Source organism: Denitratisoma oestradiolicum (assembly GCF_902813185.1).
In the GTDB taxonomy this organism is placed as follows: Bacteria; Pseudomonadota; Gammaproteobacteria; order Burkholderiales; family Rhodocyclaceae; genus Denitratisoma; species Denitratisoma oestradiolicum.
The window spans coordinates 577,014-599,780 of sequence record NZ_LR778301.1 but is presented as its reverse complement, the minus strand read 5'-3'; the positions used below and the strand labels follow the sequence as shown (position 1 = coordinate 599,780).

The 22,767-nt window shown below is 62.0% G+C and carries 18 protein-coding genes; 10 read left to right on the top strand and 8 right to left on the bottom strand.

What is annotated here, in order from left to right; translation table 11 throughout:
• Nucleotides 1–111: 111 nt before the first annotated feature.
• Complete coding sequence (locus tag DENOEST_RS02925; RefSeq protein ID WP_183148196.1) at nucleotides 112–456, bottom strand: hypothetical protein; 345 nt, start codon at nucleotides 454–456, stop codon at nucleotides 112–114.
• 171 nt (nucleotides 457–627) lie between these two features.
• Nucleotides 628–1,011 (bottom strand): Co2+/Mg2+ efflux protein ApaG, encoded by a 384-nt coding sequence (gene apaG / locus DENOEST_RS02920; RefSeq protein ID WP_145769919.1) that lies wholly within the window; start codon nucleotides 1,009–1,011, stop codon nucleotides 628–630.
• A gap of 84 nt (nucleotides 1,012–1,095) precedes the next feature.
• Between apaG and rpe the strand changes: the two genes are divergently transcribed.
• The 3 genes from rpe to trpE all read left to right on the top strand — a co-directional run bounded on the left by rpe (nucleotide 1,096) and on the right by trpE (nucleotide 4,272).
• The gene (gene rpe / locus DENOEST_RS02915) at nucleotides 1,096–1,785 is read left to right on the top strand and encodes a ribulose-phosphate 3-epimerase (protein ID WP_145769918.1); all 690 of its coding nucleotides are present in this window, start codon (nucleotides 1,096–1,098) and stop codon (nucleotides 1,783–1,785) included.
• Between the two features lie 166 nt (nucleotides 1,786–1,951).
• Nucleotides 1,952–2,626, top strand: a complete 675-nt coding sequence (locus DENOEST_RS02910) for a phosphoglycolate phosphatase (protein ID WP_145769917.1) — start codon at nucleotides 1,952–1,954, stop codon at nucleotides 2,624–2,626.
• 170 nt (nucleotides 2,627–2,796) lie between these two features.
• Complete coding sequence (gene trpE / locus DENOEST_RS02905; RefSeq protein WP_145769916.1) at nucleotides 2,797–4,272, top strand: anthranilate synthase component I; 1,476 nt, start codon at nucleotides 2,797–2,799, stop codon at nucleotides 4,270–4,272.
• A gap of 209 nt (nucleotides 4,273–4,481) precedes the next feature.
• Here the strand turns inward: trpE and DENOEST_RS02900 are convergent, their stop codons facing one another.
• Nucleotides 4,482–5,942 (bottom strand): carbonic anhydrase, encoded by a 1,461-nt coding sequence (locus tag DENOEST_RS02900; protein WP_145769915.1) that lies wholly within the window; start codon nucleotides 5,940–5,942, stop codon nucleotides 4,482–4,484.
• A 213-nt stretch (nucleotides 5,943–6,155) separates the two neighbouring features.
• On the opposite strand from DENOEST_RS02900, the gene thiC reads away from it, so the two are divergent.
• The 3 genes from thiC (at nucleotide 6,156) to DENOEST_RS02885 (ending at nucleotide 10,162) form a co-directional block, all read left to right on the top strand.
• The gene (thiC, locus tag DENOEST_RS02895) at nucleotides 6,156–8,072 is read left to right on the top strand and encodes a phosphomethylpyrimidine synthase ThiC (protein ID WP_145769914.1); all 1,917 of its coding nucleotides are present in this window, start codon (nucleotides 6,156–6,158) and stop codon (nucleotides 8,070–8,072) included.
• 65 nt (nucleotides 8,073–8,137) lie between these two features.
• On the top strand, nucleotides 8,138–8,899 hold the full coding sequence (locus DENOEST_RS02890) for a crotonase/enoyl-CoA hydratase family protein (protein ID WP_145769913.1): 762 nt from the start codon (nucleotides 8,138–8,140) through the stop codon (nucleotides 8,897–8,899).
• A gap of 63 nt (nucleotides 8,900–8,962) precedes the next feature.
• Complete coding sequence (locus tag DENOEST_RS02885; protein WP_145769912.1) at nucleotides 8,963–10,162, top strand: hypothetical protein; 1,200 nt, start codon at nucleotides 8,963–8,965, stop codon at nucleotides 10,160–10,162.
• An 82-nt stretch (nucleotides 10,163–10,244) separates the two neighbouring features.
• On the opposite strand, the gene aceA is transcribed toward DENOEST_RS02885, so the two are convergent.
• Nucleotides 10,245–11,555 carry an isocitrate lyase gene (aceA, locus tag DENOEST_RS02880; RefSeq protein WP_145769911.1) on the bottom strand — a complete coding sequence of 437 codons (1,311 nt, stop codon included), beginning with the start codon at nucleotides 11,553–11,555 and terminating at the stop codon, nucleotides 10,245–10,247.
• A gap of 356 nt (nucleotides 11,556–11,911) precedes the next feature.
• Between aceA and DENOEST_RS02875 the strand changes: the two genes are divergently transcribed.
• Complete coding sequence (locus tag DENOEST_RS02875) at nucleotides 11,912–13,210, top strand: DEAD/DEAH box helicase (protein WP_145769910.1); 1,299 nt, start codon at nucleotides 11,912–11,914, stop codon at nucleotides 13,208–13,210.
• 41 nt (nucleotides 13,211–13,251) lie between these two features.
• Here DENOEST_RS02875 and clpA read toward each other — a convergent pair whose 3' ends face one another.
• A complete protein-coding gene (gene clpA, locus DENOEST_RS02870; RefSeq protein WP_145769909.1) occupies nucleotides 13,252–15,546 on the bottom strand; it encodes an ATP-dependent Clp protease ATP-binding subunit ClpA in 2,295 nt (764 codons plus the stop codon).
• Nucleotides 15,543–15,869, bottom strand: a complete 327-nt coding sequence (gene clpS / locus DENOEST_RS02865) for an ATP-dependent Clp protease adapter ClpS (protein ID WP_145769908.1) — start codon at nucleotides 15,867–15,869, stop codon at nucleotides 15,543–15,545. The genes clpA and clpS overlap by 4 nt, the downstream gene beginning before the upstream one ends.
• A gap of 334 nt (nucleotides 15,870–16,203) precedes the next feature.
• On the opposite strand from clpS, the gene DENOEST_RS02860 reads away from it, so the two are divergent.
• Complete coding sequence (locus tag DENOEST_RS02860) at nucleotides 16,204–16,407, top strand: cold-shock protein (protein ID WP_145769907.1); 204 nt, start codon at nucleotides 16,204–16,206, stop codon at nucleotides 16,405–16,407.
• A 135-nt stretch (nucleotides 16,408–16,542) separates the two neighbouring features.
• Here the strand turns inward: DENOEST_RS02860 and icd are convergent, their stop codons facing one another.
• Nucleotides 16,543–17,778, bottom strand: a complete 1,236-nt coding sequence (icd, locus tag DENOEST_RS02855; RefSeq protein ID WP_145769906.1) for an NADP-dependent isocitrate dehydrogenase — start codon at nucleotides 17,776–17,778, stop codon at nucleotides 16,543–16,545.
• A gap of 190 nt (nucleotides 17,779–17,968) precedes the next feature.
• Nucleotides 17,969–20,206, bottom strand: a complete 2,238-nt coding sequence (locus DENOEST_RS02850; protein WP_145769905.1) for an NADP-dependent isocitrate dehydrogenase — start codon at nucleotides 20,204–20,206, stop codon at nucleotides 17,969–17,971.
• A gap of 215 nt (nucleotides 20,207–20,421) precedes the next feature.
• On the opposite strand from DENOEST_RS02850, the gene aceK reads away from it, so the two are divergent.
• Nucleotides 20,422–22,197, top strand: a complete 1,776-nt coding sequence (aceK, locus tag DENOEST_RS02845) for a bifunctional isocitrate dehydrogenase kinase/phosphatase (protein WP_145769904.1) — start codon at nucleotides 20,422–20,424, stop codon at nucleotides 22,195–22,197.
• Between the two features lie 3 nt (nucleotides 22,198–22,200).
• The gene (locus tag DENOEST_RS02840) at nucleotides 22,201–22,767 is read left to right on the top strand and encodes a pseudouridine synthase (RefSeq protein ID WP_145769903.1); all 567 of its coding nucleotides are present in this window, start codon (nucleotides 22,201–22,203) and stop codon (nucleotides 22,765–22,767) included.

The window sequence follows — 22,767 nt, the reverse complement described above, 5'->3', positions numbered from 1 at the left end:
CCGCTTTTCCTTGTCCCACGGGGATTTCCTTCGGTCAGGGCGGCCCGGTGGAAAAACTGCTTTTCGATGGCCATGGAAAGGCTCGCACCTTTCACCCCCCCGGGGGGCGATTCAGGGCCTCTGGACGGCCGCGTCCTTGATTGCGGCGTTGATCACATCATCCAGGGTTTCGTTGGTGAGGCGGGCGCTCAGGCGGCCATGGCTGGCAAAAGACCCCATGCACTGGCCCGGCCTGATACCTATGCCAAAAGGGTGTATGGAGCGCTCCAGCGCATATTGCCGCAGTTGTTGCGCCAGGTCCTGCGCAAGGTGTTCGCCCTCGGCTGTACCCGTAAAATAAGCGAAAAAAGAACTGGGGCTATAAACCTCGAAACTTTCGGGGGCGGCAGCGGCAATGCGATCATGAAGCTCCCGGGCATGGTCCGGAGCCAGTGGCTCGCTGGCCATGACATACATGACGGTGACCCGCCCCCTGCCAGGCATCCCATGCTTCGCCCGTCGGCTGAAAATACTGAAGAGGCCCATATCGCCACCTATAAAACCATTTGGTCTAGATGGAAATGCTGCGCCGAACGAAAGGAAATATCAAGTTTTGAAGCAATTATGCGGTCCCAGACAGGGATGCCATCAATGCAGCATGCGGGGCATGGACAGCACGAATTCGGCGATGGTGGCCTCGAACTGGGTGCCGTCCTCGGCGGTCATCTGATAGCTGCCGCGCATGGTCCCCACCGGGGTTTCGAGGACACAGCCGCTGCTGTACTCGAAGCGCTGGCCCGGTTGCAACAGGGGCTGATGGCCCACCACTCCCAGACCGCGCACTTCCTCCACATCACCATCGGCATCGGTGATGATCCAGTGACGGGAGACGAGCTGGGCGGCCACGCTGCCTGTATTGGCGATGGTGATGGTGTAGGCGAAGGTGAAATGGCCACTCTCCGGTTCAGATTGATCCGGAAGGTACTGGGTCGCGACGGACACCTGGATTTCGTATTTTTTGGATTCGGCCATAGTCCGCAATTGCACACGAAAACCGCGCCGACCGCAATGGACGGGAGCCGGTAAAATCCTGGCTTCGTCAATGAGGGTCCCTTCATGTACCGCATCGCTCCCAGCCTGCTCTCCGCCAACTTCGCCAAACTGGGCGAGGAAGTGCAGAACGTCGTCGCCGCCGGCGCCGACTGGATCCACTTCGACGTGATGGACAACCACTACGTCCCCAACCTGACCATCGGCCCCCTGGTCTGCGAAGCCATCCGTCCCTTGACCCAGGCCCCCATCGACGTGCACCTGATGGTCAAGCCCGTGGATCGCATCGTGCCGGACTTCGCCAAGGCCGGTGCCAACATCATCACTTTCCACCCGGAAGCCTCGGAGCACATCGACCGCAGCCTGGGCCTGATCCGGGATTCCGGTTGCCAGGCGGGCCTGGTATTCAACCCGGCCACGCCGCTCCACTACATGGATCATGTGATGGACAAGCTGGACCTGGTGCTGCTGATGAGCGTGAACCCGGGCTTCGGCGGCCAGAAATTCATCCCCGGCACCCTGGACAAGCTGCGTCAGGCCCGGGCACGGATAGACGCCTACGAGAAGCAGAGCGGCCGCAAGATCCTGCTGGAGATCGACGGTGGGGTCAAAGCCGACAACATCGCCGAGATCGCCCGGGCCGGGGCCGACACCTTCGTCGCCGGCTCCGCCGTATTCGGCGCCGCCCGGGACAGCGACCCCCACCGCTACGATTCGGTGATCGGTACCCTGCGCGCCGAACTGTCCATCGCATGAAAACGCTCGCCCCCCTTCGCCCCCCTCGCGGGGGGCTCTCTCTGGCTCGCTACGCTCGAAGTGACGGGGAACTCCGTGACAAGAGCATACCGTTTGCGCCTGGCGGCGCGTGCCGCTTTTCCTTAGGGCGGCCCAGCGGAAAAGCTGCTTTTTCACAGTAACGGTCATGAATTTCCCCCTGCCCATCCACTCCGTCACCCTGGATCTGGATGGCACCCTGCTGGATACCGCGCCCGATCTGGCAAAGGCCGCCAATGCCATGCTGGCCGAACTGGGACTGCCCCAGCGCAGTGAAGCCCAGATCCGCGACTTCATCGGCAAGGGCATCCCCAATCTGGTGAAACGATCCATCACCTTCGACCAGGAACCCGACGCCGAGGCCCTGGCCCGGGCCGATGCGGCATTCCGGCGCCATTACGCCGAGTGCAACGGCCGACTCAGCCAGCCCTACCCCGGCGTGATCGAGGGCCTGGAGCGCTTCCGTTCCCTGGGGCTGAAGCTGGCCATCATCACCAACAAGGCGGGCGCCTTCACCGAGCCCCTGGTGGCCGTGTCGGGGTTGGCCTCCTATGTGGAGTTCACCATCGCCGGTGACACCCTGCCCCGGAAGAAGCCCGACCCCTTGCCGCTTCAGCATGCCTGCCAGCGCATGGGCGTGCCGACAAAATTCAACCTGCATATCGGCGATTCCCAGAACGACTTTCATGCGGCCCGGGCCGCCGGCTGCCCGGTGTTCCTGGTGCCCTACGGTTACAACGAAGGGGAGGATGTGCGCCTCCTGGAGTGCGATGCTATAGTCGCCTCGCTGGTCCACGCGGCCGAACTGGTCACTACCGCCTGAATTACTGGAACCCCGCGCAAAATGCTTCACAGAAATCTGCACATCACGAGGAAACACGCCCTGGGGGCGGAGGCCTGGCCCTGGCGCCCCCGGCCCTTCCAGTAAGCCTTCGCGTCCGCGCGCGATGCCTGTTGCGTGCGGCCTCTTGCAGAATTTCCCGTGGAGTCATCATGAACGAATCCGAATTCAACCGGCTCGCCGCGGCGGGCTACAACCGCATCCCGGTCAGCATCGAGACCTTCGCCGATCTCGACACCCCCCTGTCCATCTACCTGAAGCTGGCCGACGCGCCCTATTCCTATCTGCTGGAATCGGTCCAGGGGGGCGAGCGCTTCGGCCGCTACTCCTTCATCGGCCTGGCCGCCAGCACCCGCATCGAGATCCATGGACGCCGGGTGACGGTGATCAGCAACGGGACCGTAGAGGAACTGCGCAACGACGTGAACCCGCTGGATTTCGTCGGCGAGTTCATGGACCGTTACAAGGTGCCCGACCTGCCCCAGTTGCCCCGCCTCTACGGCGGCCTGGTGGGCGCCTTCGGCTACGACACCATCCGCTATATCGAGCCGCGCCTTGAAGCGGGCCGCAAGGCCGATGCCGACGGTATCCCGGACATCCTGCTGCTGCTCTCCGAGGAGATCGCGGTGGTGGACAATCTCTCGGGCAAGCTGACCCTGGTGGTCTATGCCGATCCCCGGGAACCCGCCGCCCACGCCCGGGCCCAGGCCCGACTGCGCAGCCTGGTGGCCCAGTTGCGGGAGCCGGTAGCGATCCCGGCCGATCAGGCGACAACCAGCGCTCCCGCCGTCTCGGAATTCGGCGAGGAAGCGTTCAAGGCCGCAGTGCTGAAGGCCAAGCAGTACATTGTGGATGGCGACCTGATGCAGGTGGTGCTGTCCCAGCGCATGAGCAAGCCTTTCTCCGCCTCACCCCTGGCCCTCTACCGCTCCCTGCGCACCCTCAACCCCTCGCCCTACATGTTCTATTTCAACTTCGGCGATTTCCATGTGGTGGGCGCCTCGCCGGAAATCCTGGTGCGACTGGAGGACGGCAAGGTCACGGTACGCCCCATCGCCGGCACCCGAAAACGGGGCGCCACCCCGGAGGAGGACGCCGCCCTGGCCGACGACCTGCTGGCCGACGAGAAGGAACGCTCCGAGCATCTGCAACTGCTGGACCTGGGCCGCAACGACGCCGGCCGGGTGGCCAGGACCGGCACGATCAAGGTCACCGAGCGCTTTGTCATCGAGCGCTACTCCCACGTGATGCACATTGTCTCCAACGTGGAAGGGGAACTGCGGGAAGGCGAGAACGCCCTGTCCGTGCTCAAGGCCACCTTTCCCGCCGGCACCGTCTCCGGCGCCCCCAAGGTGCGCGCCATGGAGATCATCGACGAACTGGAGCCCAGCAAGCGTGGCATCTATGCCGGAGCCGTGGGCTATGTGAGCTTCAACGGCGACATGGACCTGGCGATCGCCATCCGCACCGCCGTGATCAAGGATCAGATCCTCTACGTCCAGGCCGGTGCCGGCATCGTCTACGACTCCAATCCAGATGCCGAATGGGAAGAGACCCGCAACAAGGCCCGCGCCCTGCTGCGGGCCGCCGAGGTGGCCGAAGCGGGGCTGGACACCCGCTTCGACTAGGAAGCACAGAACAAGGCCCAATGCGTCATTCCGGCGAACGCCGGAATCCAGGAAAACAACGCACTGGACACCGGCGTTCGCCGGTGTGACGGACTTGATCGGTGTTTCGCGCATGGTCGCCAGCCCCAACCCCATCCTGGAGCGGGGCTACCCATCGGCTCGCTGCGCTCGACGGTTACACTCGGCGCCGTTGTCGATGCTTTTTCACCTTAACGCGACTCCTTGACCAGGCGCCCGTTGGCGGGCTGGATCGGCCTGGCGTTGTTGCGGTAGAGCCGGGAGAAGATGGCGATCTGCTCCGCCGATATCTGCACCGGCTGCCGCAACACCAGCCACAGCACGCCCTCCGAACAGGGCGGCGTGGTCAGGGAACCCATGTAGCTGAAGTACTTCTGGTCCTGGGGCAGCAGATTGTTGAGATCGATGGCGTCCGAGGGCAGCAGTTCCTGGCCCACTTCCAGAGGCATGTTGTTCCACAAGGTCTGGATCAGGGGATGTTCGCCGCCCTTTTCCAGCAGGACCGCCACCACAGCCAGATTGCCGTCGTAATCCTTATGCACCAGATGGGCCACCATGTCGAAGGCACGGCCGCCTATCCGTTCTTCCGACGGCCGATGGAAGTGCATCTGCTGCAACTCGTAGGTGCGCCCCATCACGGTGATGTTGTTGCCCTCGGAAACACCGACCTCGATGGAGTGGCCGTTGTCGGTGATACGGAACAGGGTAGGTTTGTATTCAAAGCGGATCGCATCATGGTTCACCTTGATGCTTTCCCGGATGTCGATGGGCGACTGGCGGTTGCCGGTGGCACAGGTCGAGAAATCCGGGCGCAGCTTGCTCCAGTTGGCCGGCCCGCCCTCGCCGCCATAGCTCCAGTGAATATTACGATGCTGTTCCACCGCTGGCGACGGTTCCACCTTCTTCCTGGCCGTGGCGACGCGGCGCGGGCCGGATGTGGCAAGTATCCGCTCCCGCGCATGGCGATCCTCTATGGCAGGCTTGAGTTCGTCGGAAGGCCGTTCCACCTGGGACTTGTCGATCTTGGGCAGTTCGATGAAACGCTTCGGACCCTGGCTCTCCGCTGGCGCCTCGGCCACCTTGCCTTCCGCCCGGGCGGGACCCGGGTCGGCCACCTTGGTGGTCCTGGCCGCCTTGCCTCCCTCCGTCACCATTTCGGCATGCATCACGCCGAAGGACGGAGGCTTGGCGCCCAAAGCTTCCGCCGCCAGCCGGGCGCTGGTCTCGGCGGCTTTTTTCAGATCGGCCACAGAGCGCGGCTTGCAGGCCTCGGCCAGCAGAGCGGCATCGATGCCGCCAGCGCCGACGGCCATTTCCCTCGGTGCCAGCAGAGGCTCGACACGCAGCACGGTCTCACCGCGCAGGTAAATACGCTTGAGAGTGGCAAAGCGCCCCCCGGCGCAATCGTAGCTGTTCAGGGCTTCCACCGTGGTGTAGGGGGTCCCGGTTTCGGCGTCGGCCATGGCCCTGGACAGGGTCAGCCGGGTCCAGGCCAGAGCGCGGCCATCCTCGCTGCGACCAATGCGGCTGGTATCCATATCCACCCGTTCCTGTTTCCCCTGGACCACCTTCTCCCAGGCCCGGGCCGGGGCATTGACGGTTGCCAACAGGCAAAACAGCGCAGCCGCCGCCACGGTTTTATTCACTTGCATGGGGTTACCCCTTCTTTTCAGACGTTCCCGGGATAACGGCCGCTATTTTCAATACTTTAGCGTGGATATCTCAACGGACTTCCAGCTTGCCCCCTCTGGCCTGGCGCGGCGCCTGAAACCGCATTGGCCACAGTGTTGCAATGCAGGGGGGTTTCCGGTAGTTTGGGCCTCCCCCGCGCCGGGCGCCCGGCCCGGTCTCCTGGAAATACCGCCATGAATGCCAACGATAAATTCATCGCTGCCAGCGCCCACGTGGATGCGGCAGCGGTTCAGCCCCTCCCCAATTCCCGCAAAATCTACGTTGCCGGCACCCGGCCGGACATCCGTGTGCCGATGCGCGAGATCACCCAGGCGGACACCCCCTCCGCCCAGGGCGCGGAAAAGAATCCGCCCATTTTTGTATACGACTGTTCGGGCCCCTATACGGACCCGGAGACCCCCATTGATATCCGCTCCGGCCTGGCGGCCCTGCGCCAAGGCTGGATCGAGGAACGCCAAGACACGGAACAGCTTCCCGGTCTTTCCTCCGCCTATGGCCGGGAACGGGCGGCCGATCCGGCCCTGGCCGCCCTGCGCTTCCCCGGTCTGCATCGCACACCGCGCCGCGCCAAGGACGGCATGAACGTGAGTCAGATGCACTACGCCCGCCGGGGCATCATCACCCCGGAGATGGAGTTCGTCGCCATCCGCGAGAACCTGCGGCGCCGGGAATACATCGAGTCCCTGCGGACCTCCGGCCCCACCGGGGAGAAGATGGCCCGCCTGCTGGGCCGCCAGCACATCGGCGAGCGCTTCGGTGCCGCCATCCCCGATGAGATCACGCCGGAATTCGTCCGCAGCGAGATCGCCCGGGGCCGGGCCATCATCCCCAACAACATCAACCACCCGGAATCGGAGCCGATGATCATCGGCCGCAACTTCCTGGTGAAGATCAACGCCAACATCGGCAACTCGGCGGTGTCCTCCAGCATCGGCGAAGAGGTGGACAAGATGACCTGGTCCACCCGCTGGGGTGGCGACACGGTGATGGACTTGTCCACCGGCAAGAACATCCACGAAACCCGGGAATGGATCATCCGCAACAGCCCGGTGCCCATCGGCACCGTGCCCATCTACCAGGCCCTGGAGAAGGTGGACGGCAAGGCCGAGGACCTGACCTGGGAGATCATGCGCGACACCCTGATCGAACAGGCCGAGCAGGGGGTGGATTACTTCACCATCCACGCCGGCGTGCTGCTGCGCTACATCCCCATGACCGCCGAGCGCATGACCGGCATCGTCAGCCGGGGTGGATCCATCCTGGCCAAGTGGTGCCTGGCTCACCACCAGGAGAATTTCCTCTACACCCACTTCGAGGAAATCTGCGAAATCATGAAGGCCTACGACGTGGCCTTCAGCCTCGGCGACGGCCTGCGTCCCGGCTCCATCTACGATGCCAACGACGAGGCCCAACTGGGCGAGCTGAAGACCCTGGGCGAACTGACCCAGATCGCCTGGAAGCACGACGTGCAAGTGATGATCGAAGGCCCCGGCCACGTGCCGATGCAGTTGATCAAGGAGAACATGGACCTGCAACTGGACTGGTGCGACGAGGCCCCCTTCTACACCCTGGGGCCGCTCACCACCGACATCGCCCCTGGCTACGACCACATCACCAGCGCCATCGGCGCGGCGCAGATCGGCTGGTACGGCACCGCCATGCTCTGCTACGTGACGCCCAAGGAGCACCTGGGCCTGCCCAACAAGCAGGACGTCAAGGAAGGCATCATCACCTACAAGCTGGCGGCCCACGCCGCGGACCTGGCCAAGGGCCACCCCGGCGCCCAGATCCGCGACAACGCGCTGTCCAAGGCACGCTTCGAGTTCCGCTGGGAAGACCAGTTCAACCTGGGCCTGGACCCGGACAAGGCCCGTGAATTCCACGATGAGACCATGCCCGCCCATGGCGCCAAGCTAGCCCACTTTTGCTCCATGTGCGGCCCCCATTTCTGCTCCATGAAGATCACCCAGGACGTGCGGGAGTTCGCTGCCAGCCAGGGGGTTTCCGAACAGGAGGCTCTGACCCGGGGCATGGAGACCAAGTCGATTGAATTCGTCAAAAGCGGTGCCCAGCTCTATAAGCAGGGCTGAGGTGCGCCGCTCCTGCAACCCTCGGCCCTGCCCTTTCGGCAGGGCCGTTTTTTTGCTGATTCCCCATGTCTGAAGACCTGATCCGCATCGAAGAACAGGACGGCATCGCCACCCTGACCCTGAACCGCCCGGCCAAGCGCAATGCGCTGACCCACGCCATGTATGAGCGCCTCGGCAAATACTTCGCTGCGCCGCCGCCGTCGGTACGGGTCGCCATCCTGACGGCGGAAGGGGAGCATTTCTGCGCCGGCGGCGATCTGGGCGAACATCAGACGCTGGATGCCATCGACGTGTTGCATACCTCCCGGCGCCGGCAGGCCATTTTCGACCGCATGCAGTTCAGCGGCATTCCGCTGGTGGCGGTGCTGAAGGGCGCCGTGATCGGCGGCGGCCTGGAACTGGCGCTGACCGCCCATGTCCGCGTCGCCGAGGCCACAGCCTGGTTCCAGCTGCCTGAGGCGGCGCACGGCCTGTTCATGGGCTGCGGCTCCACGGTGCGTCTGGGCCGCATCCTGGGGCCGGATCGCATGGCGGAAATGATGTTGACGCGCCGCATCTACCGTACCGAAGAAGCCCTCGGCCTGGGCCTCGCCCACTACGGTGTGGCAGCGGACGCCGGCCTGTCCAAGGCCCGTGAACTGGCCGCCACCATCGCCGCCAACACGACCACCGCCAACTGGTTCATCACCAACGCCCTGCCCCGCATCGACAACATGGCCGCCGCCGACGGACTCTTTGCCGAATCCCTGGCGGTGAGCCTGATCCAGACCGATGCCGAGGCCCAGCGGAGGATGTCGGAATTTCTGAACCGCAAGGGGTCACGCTAAGAACCTGATGTTTCCCGGCAACAGGATTACCATTCACGGCAGCCATTCATCATGGAGACTGTCATGAACATCCGTAATTGCCTTCCGCTGCTGCTTCTCGGCGCATCCCCGGCATTCGCCCAGGGCGCCAGCAAGCCTCCCGTCGCCACCTACTGGCTGAGTGCCGAAACCTCCTCTGGTCTGCCCATGGGAGGAGGTGCGCCCTCCATGGGCGACATGGCGCGGATGGCCCTGGGTGGCGGCATGTCCACCTCGTCCCGTCGCATGCTGTTGCAACTGGGCTCCCAGAAAAATGCCGGTGCCGACCCCACGGCGGAACACCAGATTCCCGCCGGACTCAACATGGGACGGGCGCTGCCCCTGGTGACTCCCCAGAAAGCCCCCGCGCCACCACCCGCCAGCGAAACCGAGGCCCCCGGCGGCTTCGAACGACCCAAGGGACGACTCTTGATCTTCTGGGGCTGCGGCGAACAGGCCCGCGCCGGCCAGCCCCTGGTGATCGACTTCGCCAAAATGGCCAGCAGCCAGTGGCCCGGCGGCCTCTTTTCCCGCCGCCTGTCCCTGCCCACCCCGCCCGCCCCCGGCCGCTCCCGCGGCTATGGCGACTGGCCCAACGACCGTGACGCCACCCGGGTGCCCAACGAAGGCTCACTCCAGGGAGATCACCTGATCCAGGCCAGCTACGCTCCGGAAATCCGTTTCGCCCTGGACGAACACCACGACTTTCTCGCCCCGGTGGAACTGACGGTGAAAAAGACCGAGGCCGCCGCCATGAACGTGAGCTGGAACAGCATCGCCAACGCCACCGGCTATTTCGCCAGCGTCATGGGCAGCAAGGAGGGCGGCGAGGACATGGTCTGGTGGACCTCCAGCAACAGCAAGGAATTTGGCGAGCAGTTCTTCGACTACCTGCCCAACGCCGAGGTGGCCCGGCTGATCAAGGAAAAAGTGCTGCTGCCCCCCGCCACCACCGAATGCGCCGTGCCGGCCCAGGTAGTGGCCGCCGCGCCCCAGGCCCTGCTCCGCTTCATCGCCTATGGCGACGAAGCCAACTTCGCCCATCCGCCCCGTCCCAAGGATCCCAAGGCCCGCTGGGAACCGGAGTGGTTCGCCAAAGCCCGGTTCAAATCAACAGCCTTCACCCCCTTGATGGAAGCCATGCCCCAGCCCCAGGAAGCACGACCCAGCCCCACGGACATCCTGCCCGGCGGCGGTGCGGCGGGGGCTGTCAAGGGTGTGCTGAAGGGAATCTTCGGGTTCTGAAGCCAAATCCAGTAAAAAAGCCGACCCCTCACGGAGTCGGCTTCTGATTTCCTCCCCGGATATTCCAGGGCACTCGTGATGCTCAGTGGAACTGCTCTTCCTCGGTGGAACCGGTCAGTGCTTTGACGCTGGACTGGCCGCCCTGGATCACCGTGGTCACGTCGTCGAAATAGCCGGCCCCCACTTCCTGCTGGTGGGAAACGAAGGTGTAGCCCTTCTCGCGGGCAGCGAATTCCTGCTCCTGCACCATATCCACATAGTGCTTCATGCCTTCGCCCCGTGCGTAGGCATGAGCGAACTGGAAGGTGTTGAACCAGTTGATGTGGATGCCGGCCAGGGTGATGAACTGATACTTGTAGCCCAGGGCCGCCAGTTCGTCCTGGAACTTGGCGATGGTCTTGTCATCCAGATTCTTCTTCCAGTTGAAGGAGGGCGAGCAATTGTAGGACAGCAGCTTGCCGGGGCACTTGGCCTGCACCGCCTGGGCGAACTCCCGGGCGAAGCCCAGGTCCGGCGTGCCGGTCTCGCACCACACCAGATCGGCATAGGGCGCGTAGGCCACGCCGCGGCTGATGGCCTGCTCCAGACCGTTCTTGACCCGGTAGAAACCTTCCGGGGTGCGTTCGCCGGTGAGGAAGGGCTTGTCGTTGGCGTCGTAATCGGAAGTCAGCAGATTGGCGGCCTCGGCGTCAGTGCGGGCCAGCACAATGGTGGGCACGCCCATCACATCGGCAGCAAAACGGGCAGCCACCAGCTTCTCGATGGCTTCCTGGGTCGGCACCAGCACCTTGCCCCCCATGTGGCCGCACTTCTTGACGGCGGCAAGCTGATCCTCGAAGTGCACCCCGGCGGCGCCGGCGACGATCATGTTCTTCATCAGTTCGAAGGCGTTGAGCACACCGCCGAAACCGGCTTCGGCATCCGCCACGATGGGCAGGAAATAGTCGACGAAATCCTTGTCGCCGGGATTGATGTCCCGGGACCACTGGATCTCGTCGGCGCGCTTGAAGGTATTGTTGATGCGGCGGACCATGGTCGGCACCGAGTCATAGGCATACAGGGACTGGTCGGGGTACATGGTCTCGGAGGTGTTGCCATCGGCGGCCACCTGCCAGCCTGACAGATAGACAGCCTCCAGACCCGCCTTGGCCTGCTGCATGGCCTGGCCGGCGGTGATGGCGCCGAAGGCATTCACATAGCCTTTCTTGGCACCACCGTTGATCTTTTCCCACAGCTTCTCGGCACCGCTCTTGGCCAGGGAGTACTCGATCTGGACGGAACCGCGCAGACGCACCACGTCCTCGGCGGAGTAACCGCGCTTGACGCCTTTCCAGCGGGGGTTCTCGGCCCAATCCTTTTTCAGTTGCGCGATGGCTTGTTGGCGGGTGGTCATGGCGGATTCTCCTAATACATTTGGGGTTGGATGACGGCGCGTATTGAAGTAACGCCGACAGGTCCGCAGTATAGAGATTTATCTTATGTCTTATATAAGACTTAAGATAAAAATATTTATTACAAAAATCATTGGGTTAGTCTTTATATTTCGAGATATGAAATACATTTCATTAAATGAAATATTGTCCGGCGGTCCGGCGCTGACGGTGGTACACTCCGCGCCCCTTCCCTGGTCTTCCTTCAGTCTGTTTGCCAGGGCGTCGCGCTACTTGCGCGCATCTTTCTCCCTTGAGTGTTTCGGCCCAGACTGGCTCGTGTCCAAGTGCGCGCGGGGCTGAATCCAGGAGTACCTCCATGAGTTTTTCCAGCCTCGGCCTGCGCGCCGAGATTCTCAAGTCCATTGCCGGCCAGGGTTACGATACCCCGACCCCGATTCAATCCCAGGCGATTCCCATCGCCCTGCAAGGCCGCGACCTGATGGCCGCGGCCCAGACCGGCACCGGCAAGACGGCCGGTTTCACCCTGCCCATCCTGCACCTTCTGTCAGCGGACAGCGCCCTTTCCGTCAAGCGCTTCAAGCCCCGTGCGCTGATTCTGACCCCTACCCGGGAACTGGCGGTCCAGGTCCATGACAGTGTACGCACCTATGGTGCCCACCTGCCCCTGCGGGCCACCGCCATTTATGGCGGCGTCAGCATGGGTCCCCAGACCCGTGCACTGAAGTCCGGCACCGACATCGTGGTGGCCACTCCCGGGCGCCTGCTGGACCATATCAACGAACGCAATGCCGACCTGTCGGGCATCGAGATCCTGGTGCTGGACGAGGCCGACCGGATGCTGGACATGGGCTTCATCCGCGACATTCGGCGCATCATTTCCCTGCTGCCGAAGAAAAAGCAAAGCCTGCTCTTCTCCGCCACCTTCTCCGACGAGATTCGCGGTCTGGCTCAGGGCCTGCTGGTAGACCCAATCAGTGTCGAGGTGGCGCGCCGCAATGCGCCAGCGGAAGCGGTTGCCCAGGCCGTGTATCCGGTGGACCGGGTGCGCAAGAAAGATCTGCTGGTGAAGCTGATCAAGGATCATAGCTGGCACCAGGTGTTGGTATTCACCCGCACCAAGCACGGCGCCGATGCCCTTGCGCGGCACCTGGAGCAGAACGGCATCAGTTCCGCCGCCCTGCACGGCAACAAGACTCAGGGCGCCCGGCAACGGGCTCTGGATGACTTCAAGCGCCTCAAGGTGAATGTGCTGGTGGCCACCGATATCGCTGCCCGGGGCATCGACATCGACCAACTGCCCCAGGTGGTGAACTACGAGTTACCCAATGTGCCGGAAGACTATGTACACCGCATCGGCCGCACCGGCCGGGCCGGTGCCGATGGCGCGGCGATATCCCTGGTCTGCATCGACGAGCAGAAGCTGTTGCGGGATATCGAGAAAGTGCTCAAGCGTGGCATCGAAAAACGCATGGAACCGGGATTCGAACCGGACCCCAGCATCCGGCCGGAACCGCTGCAAAAACCCCGCGTCGCACGGCCCGGTGGTTTTTCAAGCCGTGGCCCGGCAGGCCCCGGCCGTTCCGACGCCGCCCGCAGAAGCCCGCCCAAACCACGAAGCGGCGCCAACCACCATTCGGGTAGCCGGCATCGCTGATCTACTGCGTTAAGACAACGGCCCTTGGGGCCGTTGTTGTTTCAGGAGCCAATTGGGGTAGGTCTTGGCGTCTCAGCAAGCTCTTGCTCGATGTTGAGCTTGACCTTGTGGCCATCGGTTGCATCCTCGTCCAGATCGATGACCACCTTGCCGCCGTTCACCAGGCGGCCGAACAGCAACTCGTCGGCCAGGGCAGAACGAATGGTGTCCTGAATCAACCGGGCCATGGGTCTGGCCCCCATCAGCGGATCGAAGCCCTGCTCGGCCAGCCAGGCCCGCAGGCTGTCGGTGAAGATGGCTTCCACCTTTTTCTCGTGCAACTGGCCTTCCAGCTGCATCAGGAACTTGTCCACCACCCGCAGGATGATCTCGGTATCCAGGGCGCGGAAGGAGATCACCGCATCCAGGCGGTTGCGAAACTCCGGGCTGAACAGGCGCTTGATCTCGCCCATCTCGTCGCCAGCCTGCTTGCCCGAGGTGAAGCCAATGGTGGCGCGCTGCAGGGCCTCGGCGCCGGCATTGGTGGTCATCACGATCACCACATTGCGGAAGTCCGCCTTGCGGCCGTTGTTGTCAGTCAGAGTGCCGTGATCCATGACCTGCAGCAGGATGTTGAAAACATCCGGGTGGGCCTTTTCGATCTCGTCCAGCAACAGTACCGCGTGGGGTTTCTTGGTCACCGCCTCGGTCAGCAGACCACCCTGGTCGAATCCCACATAGCCCGGCGGGGCGCCGATCAGGCGGGACACCGCATGGCGTTCCATGTATTCCGACATGTCGAAGCGGATCAGTTCGATGCCCATGCAGTAGGCGAGCTGGCGGGCCACTTCCGTCTTGCCGACCCCGGTGGGGCCGGAAAACAGGAAGGAGCCAATGGGCTTCTGAGGATTCCCCAGTCCCGAACGGGACATCTTGATGGCCTTGGCCAGGGCGGCAATAGCCGCATCCTGGCCGAACACCACATTGCGCAGATCCCGCTCCAGGTTTTTCAGGGCCGAGCGGTCATCGGAGGACACATGCTGAGGCGGAATGCGGGCGATCTTGGCGACGATGTCCTCGATCTCCGGCTTGCCGATCAGCTTCTTCTGCCGGGACTTGGGCAGGATGCGCTGGGCGGCTCCCGCCTCGTCGATAACGTCGATGGCCTTGTCGGGCAGGTGGCGGTCGTTGATGTACTTGGCCGCCAACTCCGCTGCCGAGGTGATGGCCGCCGCAGAATACTTGACACCGTGGTGATCCTCGAAGCGGCTCTTGAGACCGCGCAGGATGGCGATGGTCTCCTCTACCGAGGGTTCGTTCACATCCACCTTTTGGAAGCGCCGGGAAAGGGCGTGATCCTTCTCGAAAACACCCCGGAACTCGGTGAAGGTGGTGGCGCCGATGCATTTCATATTACCCGATGACAACGCCGGCTTGAGTAGGTTCGAGGCGTCCAAGGTACCTCCCGAAGCAGCACCGGCACCAATCAGGGTGTGAATTTCATCAATGAACAGGATCGACCTGGGGTTGTCCAGCAACTGTTTGAGTACCGCCTTGAGCCGCTGCTCAAAATCCCCCCGGTACTTGGTCCCTGCCAGCAGGGCGCCCATGTCCAGAGCGTACACCGTGGCGTCTGACAATATCTCGGGAATCTTGCCTTCGACAATCCGATGGGCAAGACCTTCGGCAATGGCGGTCTTGCCCACCCCGGCCTCCCCCACCAGCAAGGGATTGTTCTTCCTGCGCCGGCACAAGGTCTGGATCACCCGTTCCAGTTCCTTTTCGCGGCCGACCAGGGGATCAATCTTGCCGGCCAAGGCCATCAGATTGAGATTCTGGGTATAGCTTTCAAGGGCGCCGCCCTTCTCCTGGGTCTCGGCCTCGGTCTCATGAGGCTCCTCGCCCTTGCCGGCGGCGGCCTGGGGAGCCTTGGAAATACCATGGGAAATGAAGTTCACCACATCGAGCCGGGAGATTTCCTGCTTTTGCAGGAAATACACCGCGTGGGACTCCTTCTCCCCAAAGATGGCCACCAGCACGTTGGCGCCAGTCACTTCCTTCTTGCCCGAGGACTGCACATGCAGGATGGCCCGCTGGATCACCCGCTGGAATCCCAGAGTGGGCTGGGTATCGATCTCTTCGGTACCCGACAGGGTGGGCGTGTGCTCGGTAATGAAGGTGGCGAGTTCCCGCCGCAGATCCTCCAGATTGGCAGCGCAGGCCCGCAATACATGGGCCGCCGAGGGGTTGTCCAGCAATGCCAGCAGGAGGTGCTCGACAGTGATGAATTCATGCCTCTTTTGCCGAGCTTCGACAAAAGCCATGTGCAGACTGACTTCAAGTTCCTGGGCAATCATCGTACTTCCTCCATCACGCAGGCCAGCGGATGTTGATGTTGACGGGCAAATGTCGTGACTCGTTCCACCTTGGTGGCGGCGACATCATGGGGATACTCACCGCAGAGGCCCTTGCCCTCATGGTGCACCTTGAGCATGACCAACGTAGCCATTTCCCGGTTCATGGCAAAAAAATTCTCCAGCACGACGATAACGAAATCCATCGGGGTGAAATCGTCGTTGAGCAGGAACACCCGATAGAGCGGCGGGGGCTTAACCCTGCTCTTCTTGGGGGCAAGCGCCACACTGTTCCCGTGCTCACGGTTTTCCTTCCTGGAGGGCATGTTTCGATTCTAATTCGAATCGGTGGCACTGCAACGTCCCCAACGGCTTCGAATAGGGGCACGATTCAGCGCCAAATCCGCACGGTGACTGACTGTTGGAATGTTGTCACGCAGCAAAAAAAAATTGTTGACGCCAAAAAACAAAGTGCGTAAAAGGCGAACCGTGTTTGATTCAAGTGTCACACCGCAATGTCGAATGCCCCGCAGTTCTTCAGGCTTCTGAAACACCGCATGGCCCCTTCCTCAGTGGTGATCTTGTTCAGGCATGTCCCGGCGCCGGGTGCGTGTCACCTCGATGCCGGATCGTTTGGACCAATATTAAGGAAGAGGGTTTATGGCAACTGGTACTGTCAAGTGGTTTAACGACGCCAAGGGTTTCGGCTTCATTACGCCGGAAGATGGTAGTGAAGACTTGTTCGCGCATTTCTCCGCCATCAACATGCCCGGTTTCAAGACGCTAAAGGAAGGGGAACGCGTTTCCTTCGACGTCACCCAGGGCCCCAAAGGCAAGCAGGCCTCTAATATCCAGAAGGCCTAAGAAGGCGTCGGCGACAGCACCGACACCAAAAAAGAAGCCCGCCAAATGGCGGGCTTCTTTTTTGCCCGCCGCGTTATCAACAGAGTCGAGGGTGACCGTCGAGCGTAGCGGGTCAATGAGCAGCGAACATATGGCTTACATGCGGGCGATCATGGCGTCGCCGAAGGCAGAACAGGACACCTCCTTGGCGCCGTCCATCAGGCGGGCGAAATCGTAGGTCACGATCTTGTCGCCGATGGCGGCTTCCATGGACTTGACGATCAGGTCGGCCGCTTCGCGCCAGCCCAGGTGACGCAGCATCATTTCGGCGGAAAGGATCAGGGAACCGGGGTTCACCTTGTCCTGGCCGGCGTACTTGGGAGCGGTACCGTGGGTGGCCTCGAAACAGGCGTACTTGTCCGAGATGTTGGCGCCGGGAGCGATGCCGATACCACCCACCTGGGCCGCCAGGGCATCGGAGATGTAGTCCCCATTCAGATTGGTGGTGGCGATCACGTCGTATTCGGCGGGACGCAGCAGGATTTGCTGAAGGAAGGCGTCGGCGATGGCGTCCTTGATGACGATGCCCCCCTTGTCCGCCGGTAGCTTGAGCCAGGGGCCGCCGTCGATCTCGACGCCACCAAACTCGCGCTTGGCCAGGGCATAGGCAGAGTCACGGAAGTTGCCTTCGGTGAACTTCATGATGTTGCCCTTGTGCACGATGGTCACCGACTTGCGCTTGTTGTCGATGGCGTACCTGATGGCGGCGCGCACCAGGCGCTCGGTGCCTTCAACCGAGACAGGCTTGATACCGATGCCGGAGGTCTCGGGGAAGCGGATCTTGGTGACGCCCATCTCCTCCTGCAGGAACTTGATGACCTTCCTGCATGGGTCGGTGCCATTGGCCCATTCGATGCCAGCATAGATGTCTTCCGTGTTTTCGCGGTAGATCACCATGTCGGTCAGTTCGGGGTTCTTCAGGGGAGAAGGCACGCCCTTGAAGTAGCGCACCGGACGCACGCACTGATACAGATCCAGTTCCTGACGCAGGGCCACATTCAGGGAGCGGATGCCGCCGCCCACTGGGGTGGTCATCGGGCCCTTGATGGAAACCGAGTATTCCTTGCAGGCATCCAGGGTGTCCTTGGGCAGCCAGACATCGGGGCCATAAAGCTGGGTGGATTTTTCACCGGCATAGACCTCCATCCAGGAAATCTTCTTCTTGCCGCCATAGGCCTTGGCCACGGCCGCATCGACAACTTTTTTCATTACCGGAGTGATGTCGACACCGATGCCATCGCCTTCGATGAAGGGAATGATGGGATTGTCGGGGGTGGGTTGGCCGGGGATGATTTTCGTGCCTTCGGCGGGAATCTTGATCAGTGAAGTCATATGTACTCCCTCGTGAGTTAAGGACCTTGAGAGGTGCAGCGCCGGGAGACACATTGGTCGACTGGCGCACTCGCCGATTATGCGACAAAGACGACGGACTGACCATTCCCGGGGACGGTCGGGCCTGAAAGCAAAACGGCCCGCCAATACTGGCGGGCCGTGATCGTGGGCGCGTGAAAGGCGCGATGGCTTAGGCGTTCGCCGCCGTCAGCACGGCGTTGAAGGTCGGGCTGGGACGCATCACCGCCTCGCACTTCGCTCCATCGGCCATGTAGTAGCCGCCGATATCGGCCGGCTTGCCCTGCACTGCCTTGAGCTCGGCGACGATCTGCTCTTCGCTGTTGGCCAGGGTCTTGGCGAGGGCCGCGAAGCGCACCGCCAAGTCCTTGTCCTCGGTTTGCGCAGCCAGTTCCTGGGCCCAGAACATGGCCAAATAGAATTGGGAGCCCCGGTTGTCGAGTTCGCCGGTTTTCGGCGAAGGCGACTTGTTGTTATCAAGGAGCTTGCCAGTCGCTGCGTCGAGGGTCCTGGCCAGCAGCTTGGCACGAGGGTTGTTTTCCTTGATGCCGAGATCCTCCAGGGACACCGCCAAGGCAAGGTATTCGCCCAGGGAATCCCAGCGCAGGTGGTTTTCCTGGGTCAGTTGCTGGACATGCTTGGGCGCCGAGCCGCCGGCACCGGTCTCGTACATGCCACCGCCATTCATCAGCGGAACGATCGACAGCATCTTGGCCGAGGTGCCCAGCTCCATGATCGGGAACAGGTCGGTCAGGTAGTCGCGCAGGATATTGCCGGTCACCGAGATGGTGTCCAGGCCGCGCGCAACGCGCTCCAGCGTGAAGCGCATGGCACGGACCTGGGACATGATCTGGATGTCGAGGCCGGTCGTATCGTGATCCTTCAGGTACGTCTGAACCTTCTTGATCAGCTCGTTCTCGTGAGGACGGTACGGATCCAGCCAGAAGATGGCCGGCATGCCGGAGTTCCTGGCACGCGTCACGGCCAGTTTGACCCAGTCGCGAATCGGCGCATCCTTGACCTGGCACATGCGCCAGATATCACCGGCTTCCACATTCTGGGTGAGCAGCACTTCACCGGTGGCGATGTCGACGATGTTGGCGATGCCGGCTTCGGGAATCTCGAAGGTCTTGTCGTGGGAGCCGTACTCCTCGGCCTGCTGCGCCATCAGACCAACGTTGGGCACCGTGCCCATGGTCTTCGGATCGAAGTTGCCGTGCCATTTGCAGAAGTTGATCATCTCCTGGTAGATGCGAGCGAAAGTCGATTCCGGCATCACGCACTTGCTGTCGTACTGCTTGCCGTCGGCCCCCCACATCTTGCCACCCTGGCGGATCATGGCTGGCATCGACGCATCGACGATGATGTCGTTGGGCGAATGGAAGTTGGTGATGCCCTTGGCCGAATCGACCATGGCCAGCCGCGGACGATGCTCCTGGCAGGCGTGCAGGTCGCGGATGATCTCGTCGTGCTTGGACTCCGGCAACGTCTTGATCTTTTCGTAGAGAGTCGCCATGCCGTTGTTGACGTTGATGCCCAACTCGTCGAACAGCTTGCCGTGCTTCTCGAAGGCTTCCTTGTAGTAGATCTTCACGCAGTGGCCGAAGACGATGGGGTGGGAGACCTTCATCATCGTCGCCTTGACGTGCAGCGAGAACAGGATGCCGGACTCGCGGCAATCGTCGAGTTCCTTTTCGTAGAAGTCGCAGAGAGCCTTCTTGCTCATGAACATGGAGTCGATGATCTCGCCTTCAAGCAGGGAGGTCTTCGGCTTCAGCACCGTGGTCTTGCCGCTCTTGCCGACCAGATCCATGCGCACGTCGCGAGCCTTGTCCAGGGTCATGGACTTCTCGCCGTGGTAGAAGTCACCCGCATGCATGTGGGAGACATGGGTCTGCGACCACTGCTTCCATTCGCCCATGGAATGGGGGTGCTTCTTGGCGTAGTTCTTGACGGCGGCCGGTGCGCGGCGGTCGGAGTTGCCCTCGCGCAGCACCGGATTGACGGCGGAACCCAGGCACTTCGCATAGCGTGTCTTGAGGGCCTTTTGCTCCTCGGTGGTCGGATTTTCCGGATAGTCGGGAATGGCATAGCCCTTGCCTTGGAGCTCCTTGACGCAGGCGATCAACTGGGCCACGGAGGCACTGATGTTGGGCAGCTTGATGATGTTGGCGTCCGGCTCGAGAGTCATCTTGCCGAGCTGGGCCAGGGTGTTCGGCACCCGCTGCTCTTCCTTCAGGCACTCGGGAAACTCGGCCAGCACCCGTGCCGCCACCGAGATGTCCGCCGTCTCGACTTCGATCCCCGCCGGCTCCGTAAAGGTGCGAACGACAGGCAGAAACGCGCAAGTCGCCAGAAAGGGCGCCTCGTCGGTCAGCGTATAGATGATTTTTGACTTTCCTGCGGCCATGTTTCCTCCAAGATTCCACGTTGAAATCGGCCGCAACGGGTAAGCCGCGGCCTGCAAGCTCAGACGCCGGGAGGTCCCCAGACGCCCGCTGAAACAACTCTTGTATATTTTATCTTTTATTCAAAACCGGATGGCGAAAATCTATTTCACATTGCGGAATGTAAATCGAACTCCAGTGCTAGAATTTTCACGGATTCAAACAGGAAGGACGCTGCATGACCCAAGTGAGCGGCAGCAACCCGATCGCCAAGCGTATCGCCATCATCCTGATCGAAGGCTTCAACAATCACTACCGCCTGTTTCGTGAATGCTCCATGGTAGCCAAGGGGCGTTACGAGGTGGCCGACTGGCATGGCATCCAGCAAGCGGTAAGGAACCGCATCCAGTTCTACGACGACCGGGTGGGAGAAACCAGCGCCTATCTGCGGGAAATCTTCGGCCCCAAGCCCATCGACGACGATACCTGGCAGCAGGCAAAGCTGCTTTATATCGGCCTGCTGATCAATCACAAGCAACCGGAGCTGGCCGAAACCTTCTTCAACTCGGTGTTCTGCCGCATCATGCACCGGACCTATTTTCACAACGACTTCATTTTCGTCCGGCCGGCCATTTCCACCGAATACATCGAATCCATTCCTCCGGCCTATCGCAGCTATTACCCCGGTGGGCAGGGACTGCGAGAGACCATGGTCCGAATATTCCAGGATTTCGGCTGGGAACGCCCCTTTGACAACCTGACGCGGGACGTGGAGCACATCTATCAGACGGCACTGACCCTTCTTGGCGAATGGCCCAGGAAGGAAGCGAACTTGCAAATCCAGGTGCTGCATTCTCCCTTCTACCGCAACAAGGGGGCCTACGTGATCGGCAAGGCCGTCAATGGGAGCATGGAGTATCCCTTCGCGATACCGGTGCTGCATTCCCCAGCAGGGGGGCTCTATCTCGACACCATCCTGCTCGATCCGGGGCTGATCAGCATCCTGTTTTCCCTGTCCCGGGCCTACTTCCTGGTGGATATGGAGGTGCCCTCGGCCTATGTGCAGTTCCTCCGCTCCATCATGCCCGGCAAGCCCCGTTCCGAGTTGTACACCATGCTGGGCCTGGGCAAGCAGGGCAAGACCATGTTCTTCCGGGACCTGATACATCACCTGGGCCACTCCCAGGACCAGTTCGTCGTGGCCCCCGGCATCCGCGGCCTGGTAATGATGGTATTCACCCTGCCGTCCTATCCCTATGTGTTCAAGATCATCAAGGACAAGTTCGGCTTCATCAAGGAAGTGGACCACGCAACGGTGCGGCGCAAGTACCAGCTGGTCAAGCAGGTGGACCGGGTGGGGCGCATGGCCGACACCCTGGAATTCTCCAATGCCGCCTTTCCCCGCGCCCGCTTTTCCCCGGAACTGATCGAGGAATTGCAGCGGGAGGTGCCGTCCCTGCTGGAGGAAGACGGCGAGGATCTGATCATCCGGCACCTCTACATCGAACGGCGCATGGAGCCCCTCAACCTTTTCCTGGACCGGGCCGAGCGCAGCGGCCGGGAAGACCTGATCGAACAGGGCGTCAAAGAATACGGCGACGCCATCCGGGAACTGGCCAGCGCCAACATCTTCCCCGGCGACATGCTCTGGAAAAACTTCGGCGTCACCCGTTACGGCCGAGTGGTGTTCTACGACTACGACGAAATCGAGTACATGACCGACTGCAACTTCCGCCGCATCCCGCCGGCCCCCTATCCGGAAATGGAGCTATCCGGCGAAGCCTGGTATTCCGTGGGCAGGAACGACATCTTCCCCGAGGAGTTCGCCACCTTCCTGCTGACTTCGCCCCGCATACGCAGCATGTTCATGAAGTATCACGCCGACCTGCTGGACGCGGAGTTCTGGAAACAGGCCCAGGCCGATATCCGCGACGGCAAGCTGCGGGACTTCTTTCCCTATCCGGAGGCATTGCGCTTTTGCCATGCCTATCCGGACACTGCGACGGGAGCCTGATCTTTGGCCAAGTTCGTGTTGTTCAACAAGCCCTACGGGGTGATGACCCAATTCACCGACACGGATGGACGCCCCACCCTGAAGGACTACATTCCCCTGCCGGGGGTCTATCCCGCCGGCCGCCTGGATACGGACAGCGAGGGCCTGCTGGTGCTGACCGACAACGGCCCGCTCCAGGCGCGCATTGCCGATCCCCGCCACAAGCTGGCCAAGACCTACTGGGCCCAGGTGGAACGGATACCCGACGAGGAGGCCCTGGCCCGGCTGCGACGCGGCGTGGACCTGGGGGATTTCGTCACCCGCCCCTGCCAGGCACAGTTGATGGAAGAACCTGCGGACCTGTGGCCCCGCAACCCGCCGATACGCTACCGGGCAGCGATTCCCACCGCCTGGCTGGAACTGGTGCTGAAGGAAGGCAAGAACCGGCAGGTGCGGCGCATGACCGCCAAGGTGGGCTTCCCCACCCTGCGCCTGATCCGCTGGGCCGTCGGCCCCTGGAACCTGGAGGGACTGGCGCCAGGGGAATGGCGGGTGATCGAGGCGGCGGACTTGCCCCCGCCGACTCGATAG

Bases quoted from the DNA above. Each gene is read 5' to 3' on its own strand.
- apaG (WP_145769919.1), bottom strand. From the start codon at position 1,011: ATGGCCGAATCCAAAAAATACGAAATCCAGGTGTCCGTCGCGACCCAG.
- DENOEST_RS02910 (WP_145769917.1), top strand. From the start codon at position 1,952: ATGAATTTCCCCCTGCCCATCCACTCCGTCACCCTGGATCTGGATGGC.
- aceA (WP_145769911.1), bottom strand. From the start codon at position 11,555: ATGACCACCCGCCAACAAGCCATCGCGCAACTGAAAAAGGATTGGGCC.
- DENOEST_RS02925 (WP_183148196.1), bottom strand. From the start codon at position 456: ATGTATGTCATGGCCAGCGAGCCACTGGCTCCGGACCATGCCCGGGAG.
- rpe (WP_145769918.1), top strand. From the start codon at position 1,096: ATGTACCGCATCGCTCCCAGCCTGCTCTCCGCCAACTTCGCCAAACTG.
- thiC (WP_145769914.1), top strand. From the start codon at position 6,156: ATGAATGCCAACGATAAATTCATCGCTGCCAGCGCCCACGTGGATGCG.
- DENOEST_RS02875 (WP_145769910.1), top strand. From the start codon at position 11,912: ATGAGTTTTTCCAGCCTCGGCCTGCGCGCCGAGATTCTCAAGTCCATT.
- DENOEST_RS02885 (WP_145769912.1), top strand. From the start codon at position 8,963: ATGAACATCCGTAATTGCCTTCCGCTGCTGCTTCTCGGCGCATCCCCG.
- icd (WP_145769906.1), bottom strand. From the start codon at position 17,778: ATGACTTCACTGATCAAGATTCCCGCCGAAGGCACGAAAATCATCCCC.
- DENOEST_RS02850 (WP_145769905.1), bottom strand. From the start codon at position 20,206: ATGGCCGCAGGAAAGTCAAAAATCATCTATACGCTGACCGACGAGGCG.
- DENOEST_RS02900 (WP_145769915.1), bottom strand. From the start codon at position 5,942: ATGCAAGTGAATAAAACCGTGGCGGCGGCTGCGCTGTTTTGCCTGTTG.
- clpA (WP_145769909.1), bottom strand. From the start codon at position 15,546: ATGATTGCCCAGGAACTTGAAGTCAGTCTGCACATGGCTTTTGTCGAA.
- DENOEST_RS02890 (WP_145769913.1), top strand. From the start codon at position 8,138: ATGTCTGAAGACCTGATCCGCATCGAAGAACAGGACGGCATCGCCACC.
- aceK (WP_145769904.1), top strand. From the start codon at position 20,422: ATGACCCAAGTGAGCGGCAGCAACCCGATCGCCAAGCGTATCGCCATC.
- trpE (WP_145769916.1), top strand. From the start codon at position 2,797: ATGAACGAATCCGAATTCAACCGGCTCGCCGCGGCGGGCTACAACCGC.
- DENOEST_RS02860 (WP_145769907.1), top strand. From the start codon at position 16,204: ATGGCAACTGGTACTGTCAAGTGGTTTAACGACGCCAAGGGTTTCGGC.
- clpS (WP_145769908.1), bottom strand. From the start codon at position 15,869: ATGCCCTCCAGGAAGGAAAACCGTGAGCACGGGAACAGTGTGGCGCTT.